The organism is Plectonema cf. radiosum LEGE 06105 (assembly GCF_015207665.1).
Classification (GTDB): domain Bacteria; phylum Cyanobacteriota; class Cyanobacteriia; order Cyanobacteriales; family Nostocaceae; genus Rivularia; species Rivularia radiosa_A.
The window spans coordinates 82,645-99,547 of the sequence record NZ_JADEWL010000011.1; the positions used below are offsets into that span (position 1 = coordinate 82,645).

General features: G+C 36.7%; 18 protein-coding genes. 13 read left to right on the forward strand and 5 right to left on the reverse strand.

What is annotated here, in order from left to right:
• Nucleotides 1-24 precede the first annotated feature (24 nt).
• Nucleotides 25-363: a helix-turn-helix transcriptional regulator gene (locus tag IQ247_RS05650; RefSeq protein WP_193917897.1), complete on the reverse strand. Its 339-nt coding sequence runs from the start codon at nt 361-363 to the stop codon at nt 25-27.
• Between the two features lie 435 nt (nt 364-798).
• On the opposite strand from IQ247_RS05650, the gene IQ247_RS05655 reads away from it, so the two are divergent.
• The 9 genes from IQ247_RS05655 to IQ247_RS05695 all read left to right on the forward strand — a co-directional run bounded on the left by IQ247_RS05655 (nt 799) and on the right by IQ247_RS05695 (nt 5,490).
• Complete coding sequence (locus tag IQ247_RS05655) at nt 799-1,182, forward strand: hypothetical protein (protein ID WP_193917900.1); 384 nt, start codon at nt 799-801, stop codon at nt 1,180-1,182.
• Nucleotides 1,183-1,299: 117 nt separating this feature from the next.
• A complete protein-coding gene (locus tag IQ247_RS05660) occupies nt 1,300-1,683 on the forward strand; it encodes a hypothetical protein (RefSeq protein WP_193917902.1) in 384 nt (127 codons plus the stop codon).
• A gap of 117 nt (nt 1,684-1,800) precedes the next feature.
• The gene (locus tag IQ247_RS05665; protein ID WP_193917904.1) at nt 1,801-2,184 is read left to right on the forward strand and encodes a hypothetical protein; all 384 of its coding nucleotides are present in this window, start codon (nt 1,801-1,803) and stop codon (nt 2,182-2,184) included.
• A gap of 103 nt (nt 2,185-2,287) precedes the next feature.
• Nucleotides 2,288-2,662, forward strand: a complete 375-nt coding sequence (locus tag IQ247_RS05670) for a hypothetical protein (RefSeq protein WP_193917906.1) — start codon at nt 2,288-2,290, stop codon at nt 2,660-2,662.
• A 128-nt stretch (nt 2,663-2,790) separates the two neighbouring features.
• A complete protein-coding gene (locus tag IQ247_RS05675) occupies nt 2,791-3,132 on the forward strand; it encodes a hypothetical protein (RefSeq protein ID WP_193917908.1) in 342 nt (113 codons plus the stop codon).
• Between the two features lie 207 nt (nt 3,133-3,339).
• The gene (locus tag IQ247_RS05680; RefSeq protein WP_193917910.1) at nt 3,340-3,681 is read left to right on the forward strand and encodes a hypothetical protein; all 342 of its coding nucleotides are present in this window, start codon (nt 3,340-3,342) and stop codon (nt 3,679-3,681) included.
• 12 nt (nt 3,682-3,693) lie between these two features.
• Nucleotides 3,694-4,092, forward strand: coding sequence for a hypothetical protein (locus tag IQ247_RS05685; RefSeq protein WP_193917912.1), 399 nt, complete (start codon nt 3,694-3,696; stop codon nt 4,090-4,092).
• 324 nt (nt 4,093-4,416) lie between these two features.
• Nucleotides 4,417-4,905: a hypothetical protein gene (locus IQ247_RS05690; protein ID WP_193917914.1), complete on the forward strand. Its 489-nt coding sequence runs from the start codon at nt 4,417-4,419 to the stop codon at nt 4,903-4,905.
• A gap of 57 nt (nt 4,906-4,962) precedes the next feature.
• On the forward strand, nt 4,963-5,490 hold the full coding sequence (locus tag IQ247_RS05695; RefSeq protein WP_193917916.1) for a hypothetical protein: 528 nt from the start codon (nt 4,963-4,965) through the stop codon (nt 5,488-5,490).
• Between the two features lies 1 nt (nt 5,491).
• Here IQ247_RS05695 and IQ247_RS05700 read toward each other — a convergent pair whose 3' ends face one another.
• The 3 genes from IQ247_RS05700 to IQ247_RS05710 all read right to left on the reverse strand — a co-directional run bounded on the left by IQ247_RS05700 (nt 5,492) and on the right by IQ247_RS05710 (nt 9,321).
• On the reverse strand, nt 5,492-5,938 hold the full coding sequence (locus IQ247_RS05700; RefSeq protein ID WP_193917918.1) for a PIN domain-containing protein: 447 nt from the start codon (nt 5,936-5,938) through the stop codon (nt 5,492-5,494).
• Between the two features lie 412 nt (nt 5,939-6,350).
• Nucleotides 6,351-7,619: a murein transglycosylase A gene (mltA, locus tag IQ247_RS05705; RefSeq protein ID WP_193917920.1), complete on the reverse strand. Its 1,269-nt coding sequence runs from the start codon at nt 7,617-7,619 to the stop codon at nt 6,351-6,353.
• 355 nt (nt 7,620-7,974) lie between these two features.
• Entirely contained in the window at nt 7,975-9,321 is a 1,347-nt protein-coding gene (locus tag IQ247_RS05710; RefSeq protein WP_193917923.1) for a proton extrusion protein PcxA, read from the reverse strand.
• Nucleotides 9,322-9,409: 88 nt separating this feature from the next.
• Between IQ247_RS05710 and IQ247_RS05715 the strand changes: the two genes are divergently transcribed.
• Together IQ247_RS05715 and IQ247_RS05720 are read left to right on the forward strand one after the other, a co-directional pair.
• Nucleotides 9,410-11,590 (forward strand): PD-(D/E)XK nuclease family protein, encoded by a 2,181-nt coding sequence (locus IQ247_RS05715; RefSeq protein ID WP_193917926.1) that lies wholly within the window; start codon nt 9,410-9,412, stop codon nt 11,588-11,590.
• A 66-nt stretch (nt 11,591-11,656) separates the two neighbouring features.
• Complete coding sequence (locus IQ247_RS05720; RefSeq protein WP_193917929.1) at nt 11,657-12,304, forward strand: class I SAM-dependent methyltransferase; 648 nt, start codon at nt 11,657-11,659, stop codon at nt 12,302-12,304.
• An 855-nt stretch (nt 12,305-13,159) separates the two neighbouring features.
• Here IQ247_RS05720 and IQ247_RS05725 read toward each other — a convergent pair.
• Entirely contained in the window at nt 13,160-13,903 is a 744-nt protein-coding gene (locus tag IQ247_RS05725) for an SDR family oxidoreductase (protein ID WP_193917932.1), read from the reverse strand.
• 93 nt (nt 13,904-13,996) lie between these two features.
• Between IQ247_RS05725 and IQ247_RS05730 the strand changes: the two genes are divergently transcribed.
• Together IQ247_RS05730 and IQ247_RS05735 are read left to right on the forward strand one after the other, a co-directional pair.
• Nucleotides 13,997-14,923, forward strand: a complete 927-nt coding sequence (locus IQ247_RS05730; RefSeq protein WP_193917935.1) for a LysR family transcriptional regulator — start codon at nt 13,997-13,999, stop codon at nt 14,921-14,923.
• Between the two features lie 1,124 nt (nt 14,924-16,047).
• A complete protein-coding gene (locus IQ247_RS05735) occupies nt 16,048-16,653 on the forward strand; it encodes a hypothetical protein (RefSeq protein ID WP_193917937.1) in 606 nt (201 codons plus the stop codon).
• The last annotated feature ends 250 nt before the right edge of the window (nt 16,654-16,903 follow it).

Genomic DNA, 16,903 nt, shown 5'->3' on the forward strand with positions numbered 1-16,903 from the left:
TCAAAAGTTAAAAAATAAAATTTTCTACTTTGCCTTTCCGGCTTCTTCTGCTTCCTCTGTTTCCTCTGTTTCCTCTACTTCTTCCTCCTCGGTACCTAATAAATTATGTATTTCTTGCAAAGAAACTGGTTTTGTTGATGCTTCTTCTGGGAAGTCGTTGTCCGATTCGAGCAAATCTTCTACTTGACAATTGAGAGCTTTACAAAATTTTACTATTCTCTGAATGTGGTCTATTCCTGTTCTTCCACTTTCCCAGTTTTGGATGGTGCTTTCTGTCACGCCTACGAGACGAGACAACTCAAGCTGGGTTAAACCCGCCTTTTCACGAAGAAAAGCTATCCTTGGTTTTGGTTTACGTTTCACAACTACACAACTCAAGCACGTCTATAGCGGTACATCCTAACATCAAAAAAAATATTGCGCCCAACTTTTTTAACCAAAGACTTGACACACCCAAGTTCTTTAGTTAAAGTAATTAAGTATAGAGGTTCAACTTTATAAGTTAGTTGTTCGCGGTGGATGATCAAAGCATGAATTATCAGTAATGTTAATTCGCCAGAAATGGTCGCTGATTAAAAGCACGAACATTTATTTTCAAAAAAAAAATTCGGGTAAATCCGGAATAAGCAAACTGAATTCTGTAGCCCCGTATATCCCACAAGAGAAAAATAAAAACTTTAAAAAATCATCAAAGGTTGTTAATAAATACCTGTTGAAATTTTAAAGAAAGTTCATCTTCTGGGCAACAACACACAAGATACAACAAAACACACAACACTATTACACGAGGTTTATAAAATGTTGAAGAAGTATGCTGCTTTTGGTCTATTGGCTGCTGGTTTGATGATTGCACCCGGTGCAGCTTTCGCTAATTCTCAATCACAGAATAGCAATCAAAATACTGTCCAAAATGGTACAGCAATCAACGGTAGCACCAATGCTCAAAGCTCTGAATCTTTGAACATCCAAGAGCAAATTCAGAAAACTCGCGACAGTATTGGTAGAGGTCGTCCTTACGGTCGTCCTGTTTACTGCGCTCCTAGCTATAGCGGACAGTCACAGAACTCTTCACAAGGTACATCTCAAAGCGGTGCGGCTGTAGACGGTTCAGTTAACGCTCAATCTAGCAGCAGTGTTAATGACCAGAAGCAAGTTGCCAATAACACCAAGACTTGCAGATAAAAATCAGTTATCAGTTATCAGTTAACAGTTAACAGATAAATATGGCTTTGCATATATCCATCAAAGCCATTTCAATTCAACAACACAACACACAACTAACTACAAGAGGTTCTGACAATGTTTAACAAATCTTTGGCTTTCGGTTTATTGGCTGCTGGTTTAATGATTGCACCCGGTGCGGCTTTCGCTAATTCTCAATCTCAGAATAGCAATCAAAATACTGTCCAAAATGGTACTGCAATCAACGGTAGCACCAATGCTCAAAGCTCTGAATCTCTCAACATCCAAGAGCAAATCCAGAAAACTCGCGACAGTATTGGTAGAGTTCGTCGTCATGGTCGTCCTGCTTACTGCGCTCCTAGCTATAGCGGACAGTCACAAAATTCTTCCCAGGGTACAAATCAAAGCGGTGCGGCTGTAGATTATTCTGATAACGCTCAATCTAGCAGCAGTGTTAATGACCAGAAGCAAGTTGCCAATAACACCAAGGCTTGCAGATAAAAATCAGTTATCAGTTATCAGTTATCAGTTAACAGATAAATATGGCTTTGCATATATCCATCAAAGCCATTTCAATTCAACAACACAACACACAACTAACTACAAGAGGTTCTGACAATGTTTAACAAATCTTTGGCTTTCGGTTTATTGGCTGCTGGTTTAATGATTGCACCCGGTGCGGCTTTTGCTAATTCTCAATCTCAGAATAGCAATCAAAATACTGTCCAAAATGGTACTGCAATCAACGGTAGTGTAAACGGTCAAAGCTCTGAATCTTTGAACATCCAAGAGCAAATTCAAAACCGCCGCGACAGTATTGGTAGAGGTCGTCCTTACGGTCGTCCTGGTTACTGCGCTCCTAGCTACAGCGGACAGTCACAGAATTCTTCACAGGGTACAAATCAAAGCGGTGCGGCTGTAGATTATTCTGATAACGCTCAATCTAGCAGCAGTGTTAATGACCAGAAGCAAGTTTCCAATAACACCAAGGCTTGCAGATAAAAATCAATTATCAGTTAACAGTTATCAGATAAATATGGCTTTGCATATATCCATCAAAGCCATCTCAATTCCACAACACAACTAACTACAAAAGGTTTAGACAATGTTAAATAAATCTTTGGCTTTCGGCTTATTGGCTGCTGGTTTAATGGTTGCACCCGGCGCAGCTTTTGCTAATTCTCAAAGACAAGAGAGCGTACAAATTACAACTCAGGGAGGTGCAGCAATCAATAGTAGTGTAAACACTCAGAGTTCAGAAGGTTTAAACATTCAAAATCAAATTCGATTGCGTCAGCAAGGTGGTAGTTACCGTTTACGTAGCTACTGTCCTGGAAGCTACAGCACTCAGTCACAAACTTCTACTCAGGCATCTACTCAAAGTGGTGCTGCAATAGATTATTCTGACAATGCTCAAGGTAATAGTAGTGTTAGCGAACAAAAGCAAGTTGTAGTAACTAGCACTGGTTGTTACCGCTAATATTTACAGTGATTACAGATAAATAATAAGTAGTGTCCGCATCTTGCGGACAGCGATTTTTCCGGATCGAACTAACTTTTTAAAACATTACAACACACAACACACAAAACTAATAAGGTCTATTAAAAATGATTAAGAAAATTTCCACCCTCGGTTTATTAGCTGCCGCTTTTCTTATCGTACCAAATGCAGCATTTGCAGAACAAGGTACAACCCAAGAAGCAAACCAAGAAGCTACTGTAATTGGTTCTGGTAGTCGAGTTATTCAACGTGGTAATCAAGTAAGCATCCAGCGTCAAGAAAGATTAGGTCCAGGAAACCGTAGATGTAATGTAGGTTCCCAGTCACAGCAATCAAATCAGCGAATTGACCAAAATGCTGTTGCTATTGATGGTGGGGTTGTCAACCAAAATGCTGACCAAGTAAACATTCAGCGTCAACTTATTTTGGGTTCTCGCCACTGTTACTAAATTACATGGGATGAAAATCTGTGGTTATACCATTTTGGATTTTGGATTATCAAAAATACAAATGAAAAATTCAAAATTTTTGATAAATATCCATTTTTCCGATTATTTTTCAAATTGGTATTAATTCTGGTTTTACCGATTTTCTTAATCGTTTTATCTGTGGTTCATCACTATAAAAATCGGTTTTTTCTATTAAAAGAGGTTCCCATGACTACAAAACAAACGATTTCCATCCTTGCATTATCGGTACTAATAGCATTACCAGCAGGAATTGCTAGTGCTGATAAAATTCAAGTTCAAAACGGTGACACCAGCGTCAAAATCAACGACAACGGTGATATCCAAATACAAAACGCTCGTAGAAGAAGATTCTACCGTCCCCGTATTTATCGTGGTTCTGCAATCCGCGTTCCAACACGTACCATCTACCCCCAGAATATCAGGAATATAAAGAAATTAGGTAATTGCACAACCTCCAACAGCACTCACAAAAGTGGCTCTGGGAGCAATAGTTCTCATGTTCAAACTAGAACAACAACTTGTCAATAAAAGGATGCAACTATGAAGCTAAAATTAATCTCTTTTGGCTTATTCTCGTTAACTACTGTATCTTCAGTATTTATTCCTTCTTTGCAGAATAAAGCATTTGCGGGATGTAACGCCATCGATGTTAACGTTCAAGTGTCAATCGATGATTCACCAAAAGGACGACAAAGAAACGATGTAACTCAAGAATTCGGCGAGAATTGTAAAGGTAGCGTTGGTACTACTGCTGTTACTACATCAACTCAAGTTTGTAATTCTTCCAAGTGTGAACAAGCACGTACCAGCCGACAACGACTTGATGGAGATCCTAATCGTCGTACTGGTGTTAATACTAACAACATTGGCATTAAAGTCGATGTTCCGGTACACGTAAAAAAGCCAAAAAAACCTAATCTTCCTGCTTTTGCACGTTAATATTTTCTGGAAATTTTAGTTTAATTAAAGCTCTTAAATGCCTGGGGATTTTATTCTCAGGCTAATAGTTGTAATAATAAAGGGAATAAAGAATAGGGAGTAGGTATTTTCATGAGGGGCTTTCTTCAACCTTTACATATTAGTAAAAGCTCTGCGTTCCTCTGCGTATACCTTTGCGTCCCTTTGCGTTAAAAAAATATATAATAATGCTTTTATAAGTAAATTTTTGTGATCAATAACGGCTTTATATAACCTCAGCAGTTATTGAATCATTCATAATAAAAAAATAATATAAGCCTACTTAATCACAAGTGAGAATTGAACATGAAAAATTTACTATTTTTGATATGCAGCACGGCTGCGTTAATTACTATTTCCGCAGCTTTTGTAGGTAATTTTATGAATAATCACCAAAGTACTGTTGCACAATCGGATATCAATAATATGAATAGTAATTCGAGTACTTCTACTACATTTACCAGTAATTCTTCAGGATATCAACGTGGTAAAGTTAACTTAAGTAATGCGAATTTATCACAACCACATATTCTGAAGATTGAAACTTCAGCGACTAAATTAAATGGCAAAATAGTTGTGAATGGAAAAGTTGTTAAAAATCTCAACAATAAAACCACAGAGATTGATTTATCGCGTTATTTGTCAGTGGGAGAACATAAAATTGAAATTTCTGCAAATTACTCTCCTGCGATGTCTCCGATAACAGTCCAACTCAATGCTCCCAATAGTAATGTGACTCAGCAAACTAGCGGCAATGGTATTTTAAATTACCAATTAGATATTTCCGTGCAGTAGCTATATAGGGTAAACTGTGTAACAACCCTGAATGATTACATAATCAGTTTTAAGAAGATGAGCAAAGGATTGTTACCGTTAATTTGTCCTGGTTTAGTTGTAGTTGGGTTACAAGTCTTAAATATCCAACCTGGATATTCACAAACAGCAACTAGCAATCAAACAACTAATGTGGGGAATGATGCTAGTTTTAATCAGATACTACAATCTAATCCGCAATTACCTGTTACTAATACAAATAACAACTCAAATAATTTTAATTATCCTAATATTTACCCTCTTAATTACGTTCCTAATGCTCATGTCAATACAGAAAACGACTTCGGTTTTAATTTGTCTGCTGGGGTGAATACTTTAGATGCTTCCAATGTTACAATTTATCTTGGGGTCATTTTTCAACCTGGGCGAACGGAAGATCATAAACTGAGAATGTCTCGTTTGCGAAAAGAAACGGAAGTTCTAGAAACTCAAAAGAAAATCATGGAGGGAAATTTAACATTATTACGTCTTCAAATTGAAGAAGCTTCTATCCGTTTAGAACGTTTACAGAAATCGTCTGGAACTTCTACGAATAATCAGCAATAAACTAAATTAACTGCTCTATTTGTAGTTGATTTTCTAAATTAGCACGTATCCACAATTCTTTCATAGACCAAATCCAAAAATTATCTGATACTTCGGCAAAATCATCATATTTATGAGTGACAATTGCATCTAGTTTTTGATAACTAGCACAGATACTTTCCACAGCGGATTCAAAATCTTTAATCGGTGAGGAACGTGCTTGTTGTAAAATATTTTGGGTTACAGAGCAAATTTGAATTTTTTCTTGCAACCAATTGATTACCATTTCCGCAACTTTTTTGTTTTGTAAATGGCTCAAATAAGTAAATATTTTCTGCCATCCAACATCTGTGATATACATCTGAATCAAAGGATTTACTTTCTCTAATAATTCTCTAACATCTGTTACGGTATTACGGTTCATTAAAGCTTCCAAAATTAGGTCAGCATCAACTAAAATCCGAATCACTTTTAATCTCCCTGATTAACGTTATATCTTACAGTTAATGAGATTGTCGGCGCAATCTCTCACTAATAGGGTATGAATAGTTGTATATACAAATGTGTAATGTTCTATTTCAGATTTGTGCCAAATATTTATCAAAAAAATATTTTTTGTAAAAAAAAGCAAGTTTTAAGATAAAAGTATTGACAAACTTTTTAGTTTGTGAATTCTTTTATACAGACGAAAAATAAAATTAGTAGTTCCATATTTTTAAAGCAATTTATTCAGAAATTATTCCGGATATTTACCCTCTAACCTCTCTAAAAAACAGGGGATTTGTATCAAAAATATTAAATTAAACTTAATATTTTTCATACAAATCATCAGTAATTCAGCTAAATTCATTTAATTATATCTATCAAGAGATAGATGATTTTTATTTAGTTAACAGGTAATAGAGTTGTCCGTTACTAACTGTAACTCCAGCGCGATCGCCAGCAATTTTTCCAGTTCCTAAGAAGTAATCGACTCGACCTGCACCTTTGATAGCACCACCGGCATCTTGGTCTAAAACGTAACGACTAACGGTTCGGTGTTGTAGTTTTTTACCGTCTGTCACAAAGGGAAAATCACCGCGTATCAGAGCTAATGCTCCAGGAGGCATTAAAGATTTATCTGTAGCAATTGAACGTTCTGCACTTAAACTTACTTGGATAGAACCTTGTGCTGGTTCACCTTTATTTTCTTGGAAAAACACAAAACTGGGGTCACGAGGAAGGTAAACATCTAACTTTTTGGGGTACTTTTCAAAGTATTCTAAAATTGTCGGCATGGTAACACCGCTTGATGGTAATTCACCATCGTCAATTAAAGCAGCTCCGATGCTTTTGTAATTATGAGCGACGTTTCCCGCATAACCGACAGTTGTTTGAGTACCATCGAGCAATCGCAATTTAGCAGAACCTTGGATATGAATCATGTAAGCTTCGAGACGGGATTTAAACCAAAATAACTCCAATCCTTTTAATTTTCCTTTTGCACCTTGTAAACCATCAGCCCCTTCTAAATCCACACGTGTAGGATGTGGTTTTTCCCAATCTTTTAAATCTGGAGGTAAACCATAAATGGGATAGCGGTATTCTGTTGTTTGCTCCCGACTTGCTACATAAAGCGGTTCAAAATAAGCAGTAAATAATACTGTTCCTTTTTGATCTTTTCCTACTGATTGATAAAAAACAAACTCTTTGACAACAGCTTGATTTAATTCTGCTGCGGATTTAGATTCTAGCAATAATTGACGAAACCGAATTAAACTTTTGATAACTCGTTCTCTACTAATTCCAGCTATGGAATATTTTTGATAAGCATTTTCAGCCGCAGAAGTTTTTAAATACCTCAAACTATTATCTAGGGAACTCAAAAGAACTTTTTTATCTAAACTTTGACCATTTTCTCCCCATATTTGCTCATCAAAACAAGAAGTATCACCTTCACAACAAGGAAAAGGTGCTTTTTTAATTGGTATCAGTGGTGGTACTGTTGTTGGAGTCGATTTATCCAGCTTTACAGGAGAAAATACTGGTAATTGCCATCTTTTTAATTGACACTGTACTGGACTAAGTAGTAGATCACCCAAAGGCTGTAAAGTAATTAATAACACAGCTACAGGTAACGCGATCGCAATTATGCTTCCTAACTTTTTCATTCGCAATTCTCAATTATGCGACTTTTCAAATATTTTGTCACGATGGTTGTTTAAGTCCATCCCACAAGAATATATCCGATCAACAGGCAAATTACTATCAGCACTGATTTTTTAGATGATACTTAATTTCTTTTTGATTCTATAATTGGCAACTTATATATGAATACGATTAAAAAATGACTTTTTATGCAGCAACTAATATTTATTGTTACATTATTTAATATTTATACCCCATCACTTACCACGGATTCAATAGATTACACGGATTTCACGGATTTAATTACCCAGTTAACAGTTATCAGTTAGCAATTCCCAATTACCCATCACCAATTACCCATTACCAATTAGCCATTCTCTATTCATTCATATTACGATAAGTGGCAACCGCAGAAGGAGAAATGCGATTGAGATAACGGAAAATCCAGTATTTAAAGATAGTATCTAGAATTACTGGAAAAGTCGCAATAAATAGGAAAATAAATTCGTGATTAGCAGGTAAACCCCAATGACGGGATATACCTTCTAGAATTACTTCCCAACCATGAGGAGAGTGGAATCCGACAAATATATCCGTAAATAGAATAATAATAAATGCCTTAGCGCTGTCGCTTAAACCATAAACTACATAATCAAAAAATTCTTTTAAAACAGCTATTTCTCGCTTACTAATTACCAAAAACCAGATAAATGCAAAAACAGAAATAATATCAGCAAAAACATTTTTAATTGCATTACCGCTGATTACCTGATATTTTTCGGCAATCTTCAATGCTTTGTCTTTTACTTGTTCTTCTATCTCTTCTTCCATCTCTTGGCGAGAAAGTGCAGGCGTACTATTAATTAAAGTTTGAAATTTGATTTTTTCTTCAAATCTTTCTAATTCTAATAGCGCTTCTTCTTCCATCTCATAATTAATAAATAATTGAGGTTGTTCGCCGTTTCTAATATAATTAACAATTGGACTAATTAAAATAGCTTTTGATATTTGATGGCTTAAAATAGGGATGATAATTAATAATAATAAAAATCTCACAGAAATAATTGTTCTTCTTTGAGAAGTGCGGAATTTTTCCACAACATCTTGTTCAGCATTTGGATCTAATTCAACTTGTAAACGATTAAATGTATTGAAAATTGAACGCGGTAATACCCCTGTGGTGTTAACTTTACCTTTGGGTTGATTGTTTGATTTATTTTTTGCTAAATCCGCTTTTCTGGTTTGAACTATTTCTGATTCAATTTTTGGTATAACTGTGTCATATTGAGTAGAAGATGGAATTACTGCATCTTGAGTAAAATTTTGTTGTAAAATTGGTGTAGTATATTTAGCAACTATTTGATCAATCAACCTTAACTTTTCTAAAACCAATTCAGAACTAGGATGTTCAACATCAAATTTCTTTGCTGTTTTTAAATTTGATTCATTAAGTAAATAATGACTCGCTTTAAACTCCGTCAACCTCATCCGCACAATTCTTAAAAGTTGTTTGAGGTCAGATTCAAAATAATCCATTACACTGGTGCTATAGGTAGCAGAGTTGATATCTATTTTTTGACCATGAAAATGTTCATCTTCTATAACCTTAATTTGTAATGCTGCTTTATAAGCTTCATCTAAAGAGCGTTCCTGGGTTCGTAAGTACCACTGGTAAGCTTTTACTAAATACAAATAAATTTTTTGACTAACGGAAAAGTTTTTCATTTTAAATAGTCATCTCTATCTTTTTAGTAGTTTTTAAACTTACATTAACGCTGTTCGATATCTTAACAAAATCATCGGGAGACGGTTTGTGTTAAATCATTCTCTTTGGATTGAAGGTTCTAGTCGTAGTGGTAAGACTGAACGTTTGGTAGAGCAATTTTGTATTTGGGTAAACCATCACGATGAGAACAAACAACTATTTTATACTAGTAACTCAATCAAAAAAAATAGTTCTAGCATACCAAAAAGCCTTTACCTGCATAACGAACTGGGAGTTTTAGTCTTTGCTGCAAATGGAGATAATCGCCGAGAATTAGCAGATAAAATTGTGACTGCTACTTGGGGAAAGTATCCGGTGATAGCAAAAACACCTTTAGGATTTTTTCAAGATGAAGTGATTTTGTTTTGGCCTCTTTTGATCGAATCTTTAAAATTAAAAGCCCAATTTCCGGTAAGATTACGTCCAGAAACTGAACAGGAACTAGCAACTAAGTTATGGCATTCTCGACTCAATGAAGAAACTTTGCGTAGTATTGGGATGAATGAGTCTCGTTTAGTACGCCGTATTCTTGACTTAATGCAATTAGCAGCCTTAAGTGGAACACCATTTGAAAATATTCCGCACATTTTAACAACAGTAATATCAACACAAGATAATTTTACTAAGTTAGAACCAGATATGATTGGTTCTTTATTATTAGATTGGCGTAAGTGGTGTTTGGATAAGGGCTTTTTAACTTACGGAATTATTACGGAACTTTACGCTCAAAATTTATTAGCGGATCATAATTATCTTTCCCGACTCAAAAAACGCTATCAAGCAGTTTTAGCGGATGACGTACAGGATTATCCCGCTTTGATGCGTCGTTTATTCGAGTTGATTATTGCTGATGGTGTGGGAGCCTTTAGTTATAATCCCGATGGTATAGTGCGTTTGGGATTGGGAGCAGATCCAAATTATATGTCTGGGTTAGCAGAACATTGTCACAGAGAAATTTTGACTCAACCACCGATGTTATCCTTATCCGATTTGCTCTTGAATTCAATGACGCAATTGATAACACAACCAATGACGCTTTTGAGTTTACCTTTATCGGTACAGTCAATTCAAACAACTTCCCGCGCTTCATTATTACAAGAAACCGCACAAACAATCATCAAAGCAGTCAAATCCGGGATAGTACAACCAAAAGAAATCGCCATAATTGCTCCCGGTTTAGACGCGATCGCACGTTATTCTTTGATCGAAAAGTTTAGCAAAGCCGGGATTGCGGTGAATTCGCTGCAAGATCAACGTCCTTTAATCAGTTCACCGTTGATTCGGGCTTTACTAACTTTATTAACCTTAGTTTATCCGGGTTTGGGACGTTTAGTTGATAGAGACGCGATCGCGTCCATGTTAGTAGTACTCAGTCGCAAACCGAATAACCATCAATTTATTGATCCGGTAAGGGCTGGATTAATCGCAGACTACTGTTTTGAACCCCATCCAGACAACCCCAATTTACTAAATATCGATTCCTATGAAAGGTGGGATAGATTGGGTTACGCTGCGACAACGGCTTATGGAAGAATATTAAACTGGTTAGAGCAACAGCGCTCGAATTACGAAAAGCGTTTAATTCCTACTCCAGTTTCCTTTTTATATAGCGCTATAGAATACTTTATATCTGACGTTGGTTATTCCAATTACGAACAACTAGCGATTTTACGGCAATTACTAGAAACTGCTCAACATTACTGGGAAATTGATACTAGATTAAACCAGTATTCTTCTACTAGGAAATCTTTACAAGAACAGCAGCTAACAGAAGCAGTAGAAAAACCAGATAAAACTAAAACCACAACCATCGCGGAATTTATCGAGTTGCTACGACAGGGAACCATTACTGCGAGTCCTTATCCCATACGTCGCATCGGAAGTCTAGGGAATGCGGTTACATTAGCAACAATATTTCAATATCGTTCCTTACGTCATTCCCATCGCTGGCATTTTTGGTTAGATGCAGGTTCACCATTATGGACAAAAGGAGGAGCAGCAACCTTATTTGGTTCGATGTTCTTTTTACAAGATAGATTTGCTCAACCTTGGACTGCTGAAGATGAAAAATCAGCCGAAGACCAACGATTGCAAAGGATTATAGCGGATTTACTTGCCCGCGTATCCGATAAAATTTATTTATGTCACAGCGAATTAGCAGTAAACGGACAAGAACAACTTGGTTCGTTGTTACCCTTAGTGAATGCTTGTGTGGGAATCGAGAGATAGGGAAACGAGCCATTCACATCTTACTGGGTTTGCTCAAAACTAATCACAATTAATAAATACAAAATTATGACTCAAAACTGGTTTGAAAATCTATACGCTAAAGCTCAAGGTGATTCTAATCAAGTTCCTTGGGCAAATATGACTGTAAATGCCTATCTCAAAGATTGGTTAAATCAAAATCCACAACTTGAGAAAAATTTAAACGGTTTAAAAGCCTTAGTAGTTGGATGTGGATTAGGAGACGATGCCGAAGCTTTAGCTGAATATGGATTTGATGTTACCGCTTTTGATATTTCCCCTACAGCAATCAATTGGTGTATTTCTCGATTTCCTCATTCTTCAGTTAACTACCTCGTCGCCGATTTATTCGATCTAAATCAAGAATGGCAGCAAAATTTTGATTTCGTCTTTGAATCGAGAACTATTCAATCTTTACCTTTAACAGTACGTCAGCAAGCAATGACAGCTATTGCTCAATTAGTCGCCCATAACGGAACATTATTAGTTGTCACAGCTACTCGCGATACTCCAGAAGAACCCAGCGGTCCACCTTATCCCTTATCCTTAGAAGAAATCGACTATTTTACAAAGTTGGGATTACAAGAAATTCGCCGCGATGCTTTCACAGAGAAAAATAATCGACTTCCCAAACGGCTGAGAATTGAATACTCTTTTAAATCAAGAATAAAGATAAGTAGTACTCCACCATATTAATTTTACGGGGTTATTATCGCCAACTGACCGGGAATTTAATTCCCGGTCTAATAGCTTCAGTCCTCTGAAAAGGACTTTAAAAAATCAAAATCTAAGTCCAAATATTTTCCATTCCTTTGTGCTAACCTCTGCACTCCGAGGCTGAAAAATATCATCTTTAGTTTAAAATTCTTCCGCTTCCCCTCTAAAATATTTTCAATATACAACTCATAAAATCAATTGATTGTCAATATCAGTATTTTATTTCCACAAAAATAGTACTTTTAATCACAACAGAATTTACATCCCTTCACATTTACTCGCAGCTTTATTCAAGCTTTATCTAGTGTTGTAGTACGAAAATCATCTAAATATCAAGTTAATTGCTGCTTATTAACTAGCTATTTAAGAAAAAATAGGAAAATTAAACAAACTGCTTCCCTAAGCATAACAATACCATATTACAGTCACACCTCTTGTAATCTCGTGGAATAATTGAGAATTCGGTCAATAAAAAATTTTGTGTAAACTTCGGTAACGGATTTGTAACGGAATATGAATACATAAGTTTAATGAATTGTGCGATTTGAGAAAGTTTTATTTATCAAAGGATAATTTATGATTTTTTGCATTTACGCTCACCTTTTAGCGCTTCTAATCTATTACCCGGTGGAACTTTAATATCATAAGCGGGAAGATGCTGCATTGAGTTGGTCTAACCGAAACCTCTGTAGAGACGTTAGAGTGTAACGTCTCAAAATCTAAATTCATACCCGGATTCTGCAACGTCTCCATTTTTGATCGGGTAGGGTGTGTTAGACACATTTTGTGCATGGTCGTGAGTCTAACACAACGGACAAAAAATTTATATTTTATTTACCAGGATAGCGTCAGTGCACCCCCAAATTTTCTCATTTCTGCAAAAAACTGACCCTGTGGACCACTCTCTGGAAGTGTTGCTAGATACACGGCTGTTTCCGCTCCTTCATCGGCTGTGAACGGTGCATTACTACCTCCCATATCAGTTTGCATCCAGCCAGGAGAATATGCATTCACCAAAATATTAGTACCCTGGAGTTCCTTAGCCCAAAGTACTGTCAATCCATTTAGCCCAACCTTGGAAAGACGATAGGACGGAGCCAATGGATAATAATCCCTGTCCATACAGGTCAGAGAAGCCATTTCAGTAGACACATTCACAATCCGTCCGTAGTTTTGCGCTTTCATTAAAGGTATTAGTGCTTTGGTGATTCGAGCAACCCCCAACACATTAGTTGTAAAGGTAGTCAACATTGTTTCTATCTCAACCGTCAACAGGCTAGATTCTTCTGGCTGCATTGTTGGGTTAATACCTGCATTATTGACCAGAATATCTACTTTGCCATAAGTTTTTTGCAACCAAGTCGTGAACTGCACTACACTTGCATCGCTCGTAATATCGAGAGGATGAAAATCAACTTGAATATTTTCGCTGCATAGACGTTGCTGAGCACTTAGACCATCTTGCTGCTGACGACTTGTCAACACCACCCGAATATTCTCTTGCTGTGCTAACTTCCTAGCAATTGCGTAGCCTAAACCTTTGTGACTCCCGGTGATTACGGCAACTTTCTGCGTCATGGCGATCAAATTCCTGTGAATAAATTAACTATATTGTTACCGTAACAACCATTAAACTATTAAACAATACAATATTTGAGATAGATATTATTAATGAAATCGATAAATTTAGCAGCGATCGACTTGAACCTGTTGGTTGCCTTTGAAGCCCTCCTGGAACAGCGCAACGTTACGAAAGCTGCCGAACAACTTCAAATTGGTCAGCCAGCAATGAGTGCAGCCCTCAATCGTCTGCGTATTTTATTTAAGGATGAATTATTTGTACGCTTGGGGAGACAAATGCAACCAACGCTAAAAGCTCAAGCGATTGCCCCAGGCATTTTAACAGCTTTACAACAAATTCGCCAAACCGTTACTTCTAGTCAGATATTTGAGCCAACTGATAGCGATCGCACTTTTGCCATTGGTAGTTCAGATTACGCTAGCTTTGTGCTGATACCAGCACTGCTGGATTTGACTCATCAAACCGCACCATCTCTAAATTTTCGCATGATTGGATTCGAGAAGGACAGCGTTGGAGATTTACTAGAACAAGGAGCGATCAATGTAGCATTAGGTGTTTTTGCCGATCCACCCCGACAAACCCAATGGGAACCGCTTTTTGAAGAACGATTTGTAGGAATTGTCCGTCAAGGACATCCGGCTCTCAAACAGGGAACTATGAGTTTGGAAACCTTTGCCCAGCTTTCCCATGCTCTGGCAACCCTACGTCGAGATTCCACAGGTGCAATCGACAAGATATTGAATCAGCACAACTTAGAGCGTCGTATTGCATTCACAACTCCCCATATGATGGTTTTACCATTTGCGATCGCATCGAGTGATTTAGTCGCAGCACTTCCCCGTCGTATTGCTCTCAAGTTGGCAACGGTCTGCAATTTGACAATTTTTGAACTGCCACTCAAAACAAAACCGTGGACGGTTTCGATGCTGTGGAGTGCTTTGAGCAATCAAGATCAAGCTAATCGTTGGTTAAGGAACACAATCAAAGCAATTTCTCAACAAATTAAGATAAACTAAGTCTGAATATATTTGATCGCCACAATTAATGCCTCCAGCATCACCTCAGAAGAAATCGATTATTTGCCAAAGTTGGGATTGCAAGAGATTCGCCGTGATGCTTTCATATTATGTCCGGATGATTAGTTATTATTCCCTACTCCTTATCCCGGAACCAACTACTCCCTTTATTACAAGCGTTTAACCGCACATCATATCACACAGAAAAATAATCGACTTCCCAAACGTCTCAGAATTGAATACTGTTTTAAATAAAAATAATTAGTATTCCGCCACATTAATTTTACGGGGTTATTATCGCCAACTGACCGGGAATTTAATTCCCGGTCTAATAGCTTCAGTCCTCTGAAAAGGACTTTAAAAAATCAAAATCTAAGTCCAAATATTTTCCATTCCTTTGTGCTAACCTCTGCACTCCGAGGCTGAAAAATATCATCTTTAGTTTAAAATTCTTCCGCTTCCCCTCTAAAATATTTTTAATATATAACCCATAAAATCAATTGATTGTCAATATCCGTATTTTATCCCCACAAAAATAGTACTTTAAATCACAACAAGATTTACATCCCTTCACATTTACTCGCAGCTTTATTCAAGCTTTATCTAGTGTTGTAGTACGAAAATTATCTAAATATCAAGTTGATTGCTGCTTATTAACTAGCTATTTAAGAAAAAATCGGAAAAAGATTGAAAATTAAATAAACTGCTCCCCTAAGCATAACAATACCATATTACAGTCACACCTCTTGTAATCTCGTGGAATAATTGAGAATTCGGTCAATAAAAAATTTTGTGTAAACTTCGGTAACGGATTTGTAACGGAATATGAATACAGAAGTTTAATGAATTGTGCGATTTGAGAAAGTTTTATTTATCAAAGGATAATTTATGATTTTGTGCAGAAAAAGCAGGTGTTTATTATGAGATAATTAGAAATTTACGTGTGAATGTGTGAGAATAAATAATATTGATTGCCATAGCAACGAGTTTGCACTACGCGATGGCGATTGTGAATTTTGTATTTGATCGGTTTCTTGTACGGACTTATATATATTGATGTTTGGATAAACTGGTTTTACTGCGAAAATCAAGAAAGCTGGTTTTAACTAACTCACAATGTTTTTATGCCTTACAGTCAATTTACGCTTCCTAAAGTAATCCAAGACTTTAACTTGAATCTTATAGAAGGGGTTTCATTCTTATCAAAATCTGAACATACAGTAAAGCCGAGTCCTTACCTTGGGGAATTTTTGCATAAAAATCTACAACTTGCGATCGCGCTGAATACAGAAAAAGCCAGGTCAGAATTGATTATCTGTCCGCTGCTATTGGCAGTCAAAGAAGCTTTAAATAACGAAATCAGCTTGTTTTCTGGGGAGGAATTCAACGTTGAACCTGAAACAGGTTTAACGGGGATATGCGATTTTATTCTTAGCTGTTCCAAGGAGCAATTATTTGTCAAAGCACCCGTAGCAGTAATAGTAGAAGCAAAAAAAGAGAACCTCAAAATCGGTTTAGGACAATGTATCGCAGAAATGATCGCGGCGCAAAAATTTAATCAGCAAGCAAAAAATTCCATCAACACCATTTACGGTACCGTTACCACCGGAACCTTTTGGCGCTTTTTAAAATTGGAAGGCGATACCGTGACCATCGATTTAACAGAATACCCCTTACCGCCAATCGAACCAGTTTTCAATTATTTAATTGCAATGGTTAGCTCTTGTTAGTCGTTAAGTACTTGTGGCAACATTTAATTAAATATTTCTACGTTTAGATAGGCATGGGGGGAAGGGAAGGGCTGTATAGCTGAGCAGTAAATATATAATTTTGCTTGGCTACTTACTTATAAGGATTGACACTCCCCTGGCTATCAAAACTTTGCTGTCGCTCGTTTTGATGTAAAGCCAGGGGATTCTACATTCAACCTAGTTACTTGCTCAACCAGGCTTTCACCTTCTTTGAGTAGAGGTCGCTAGT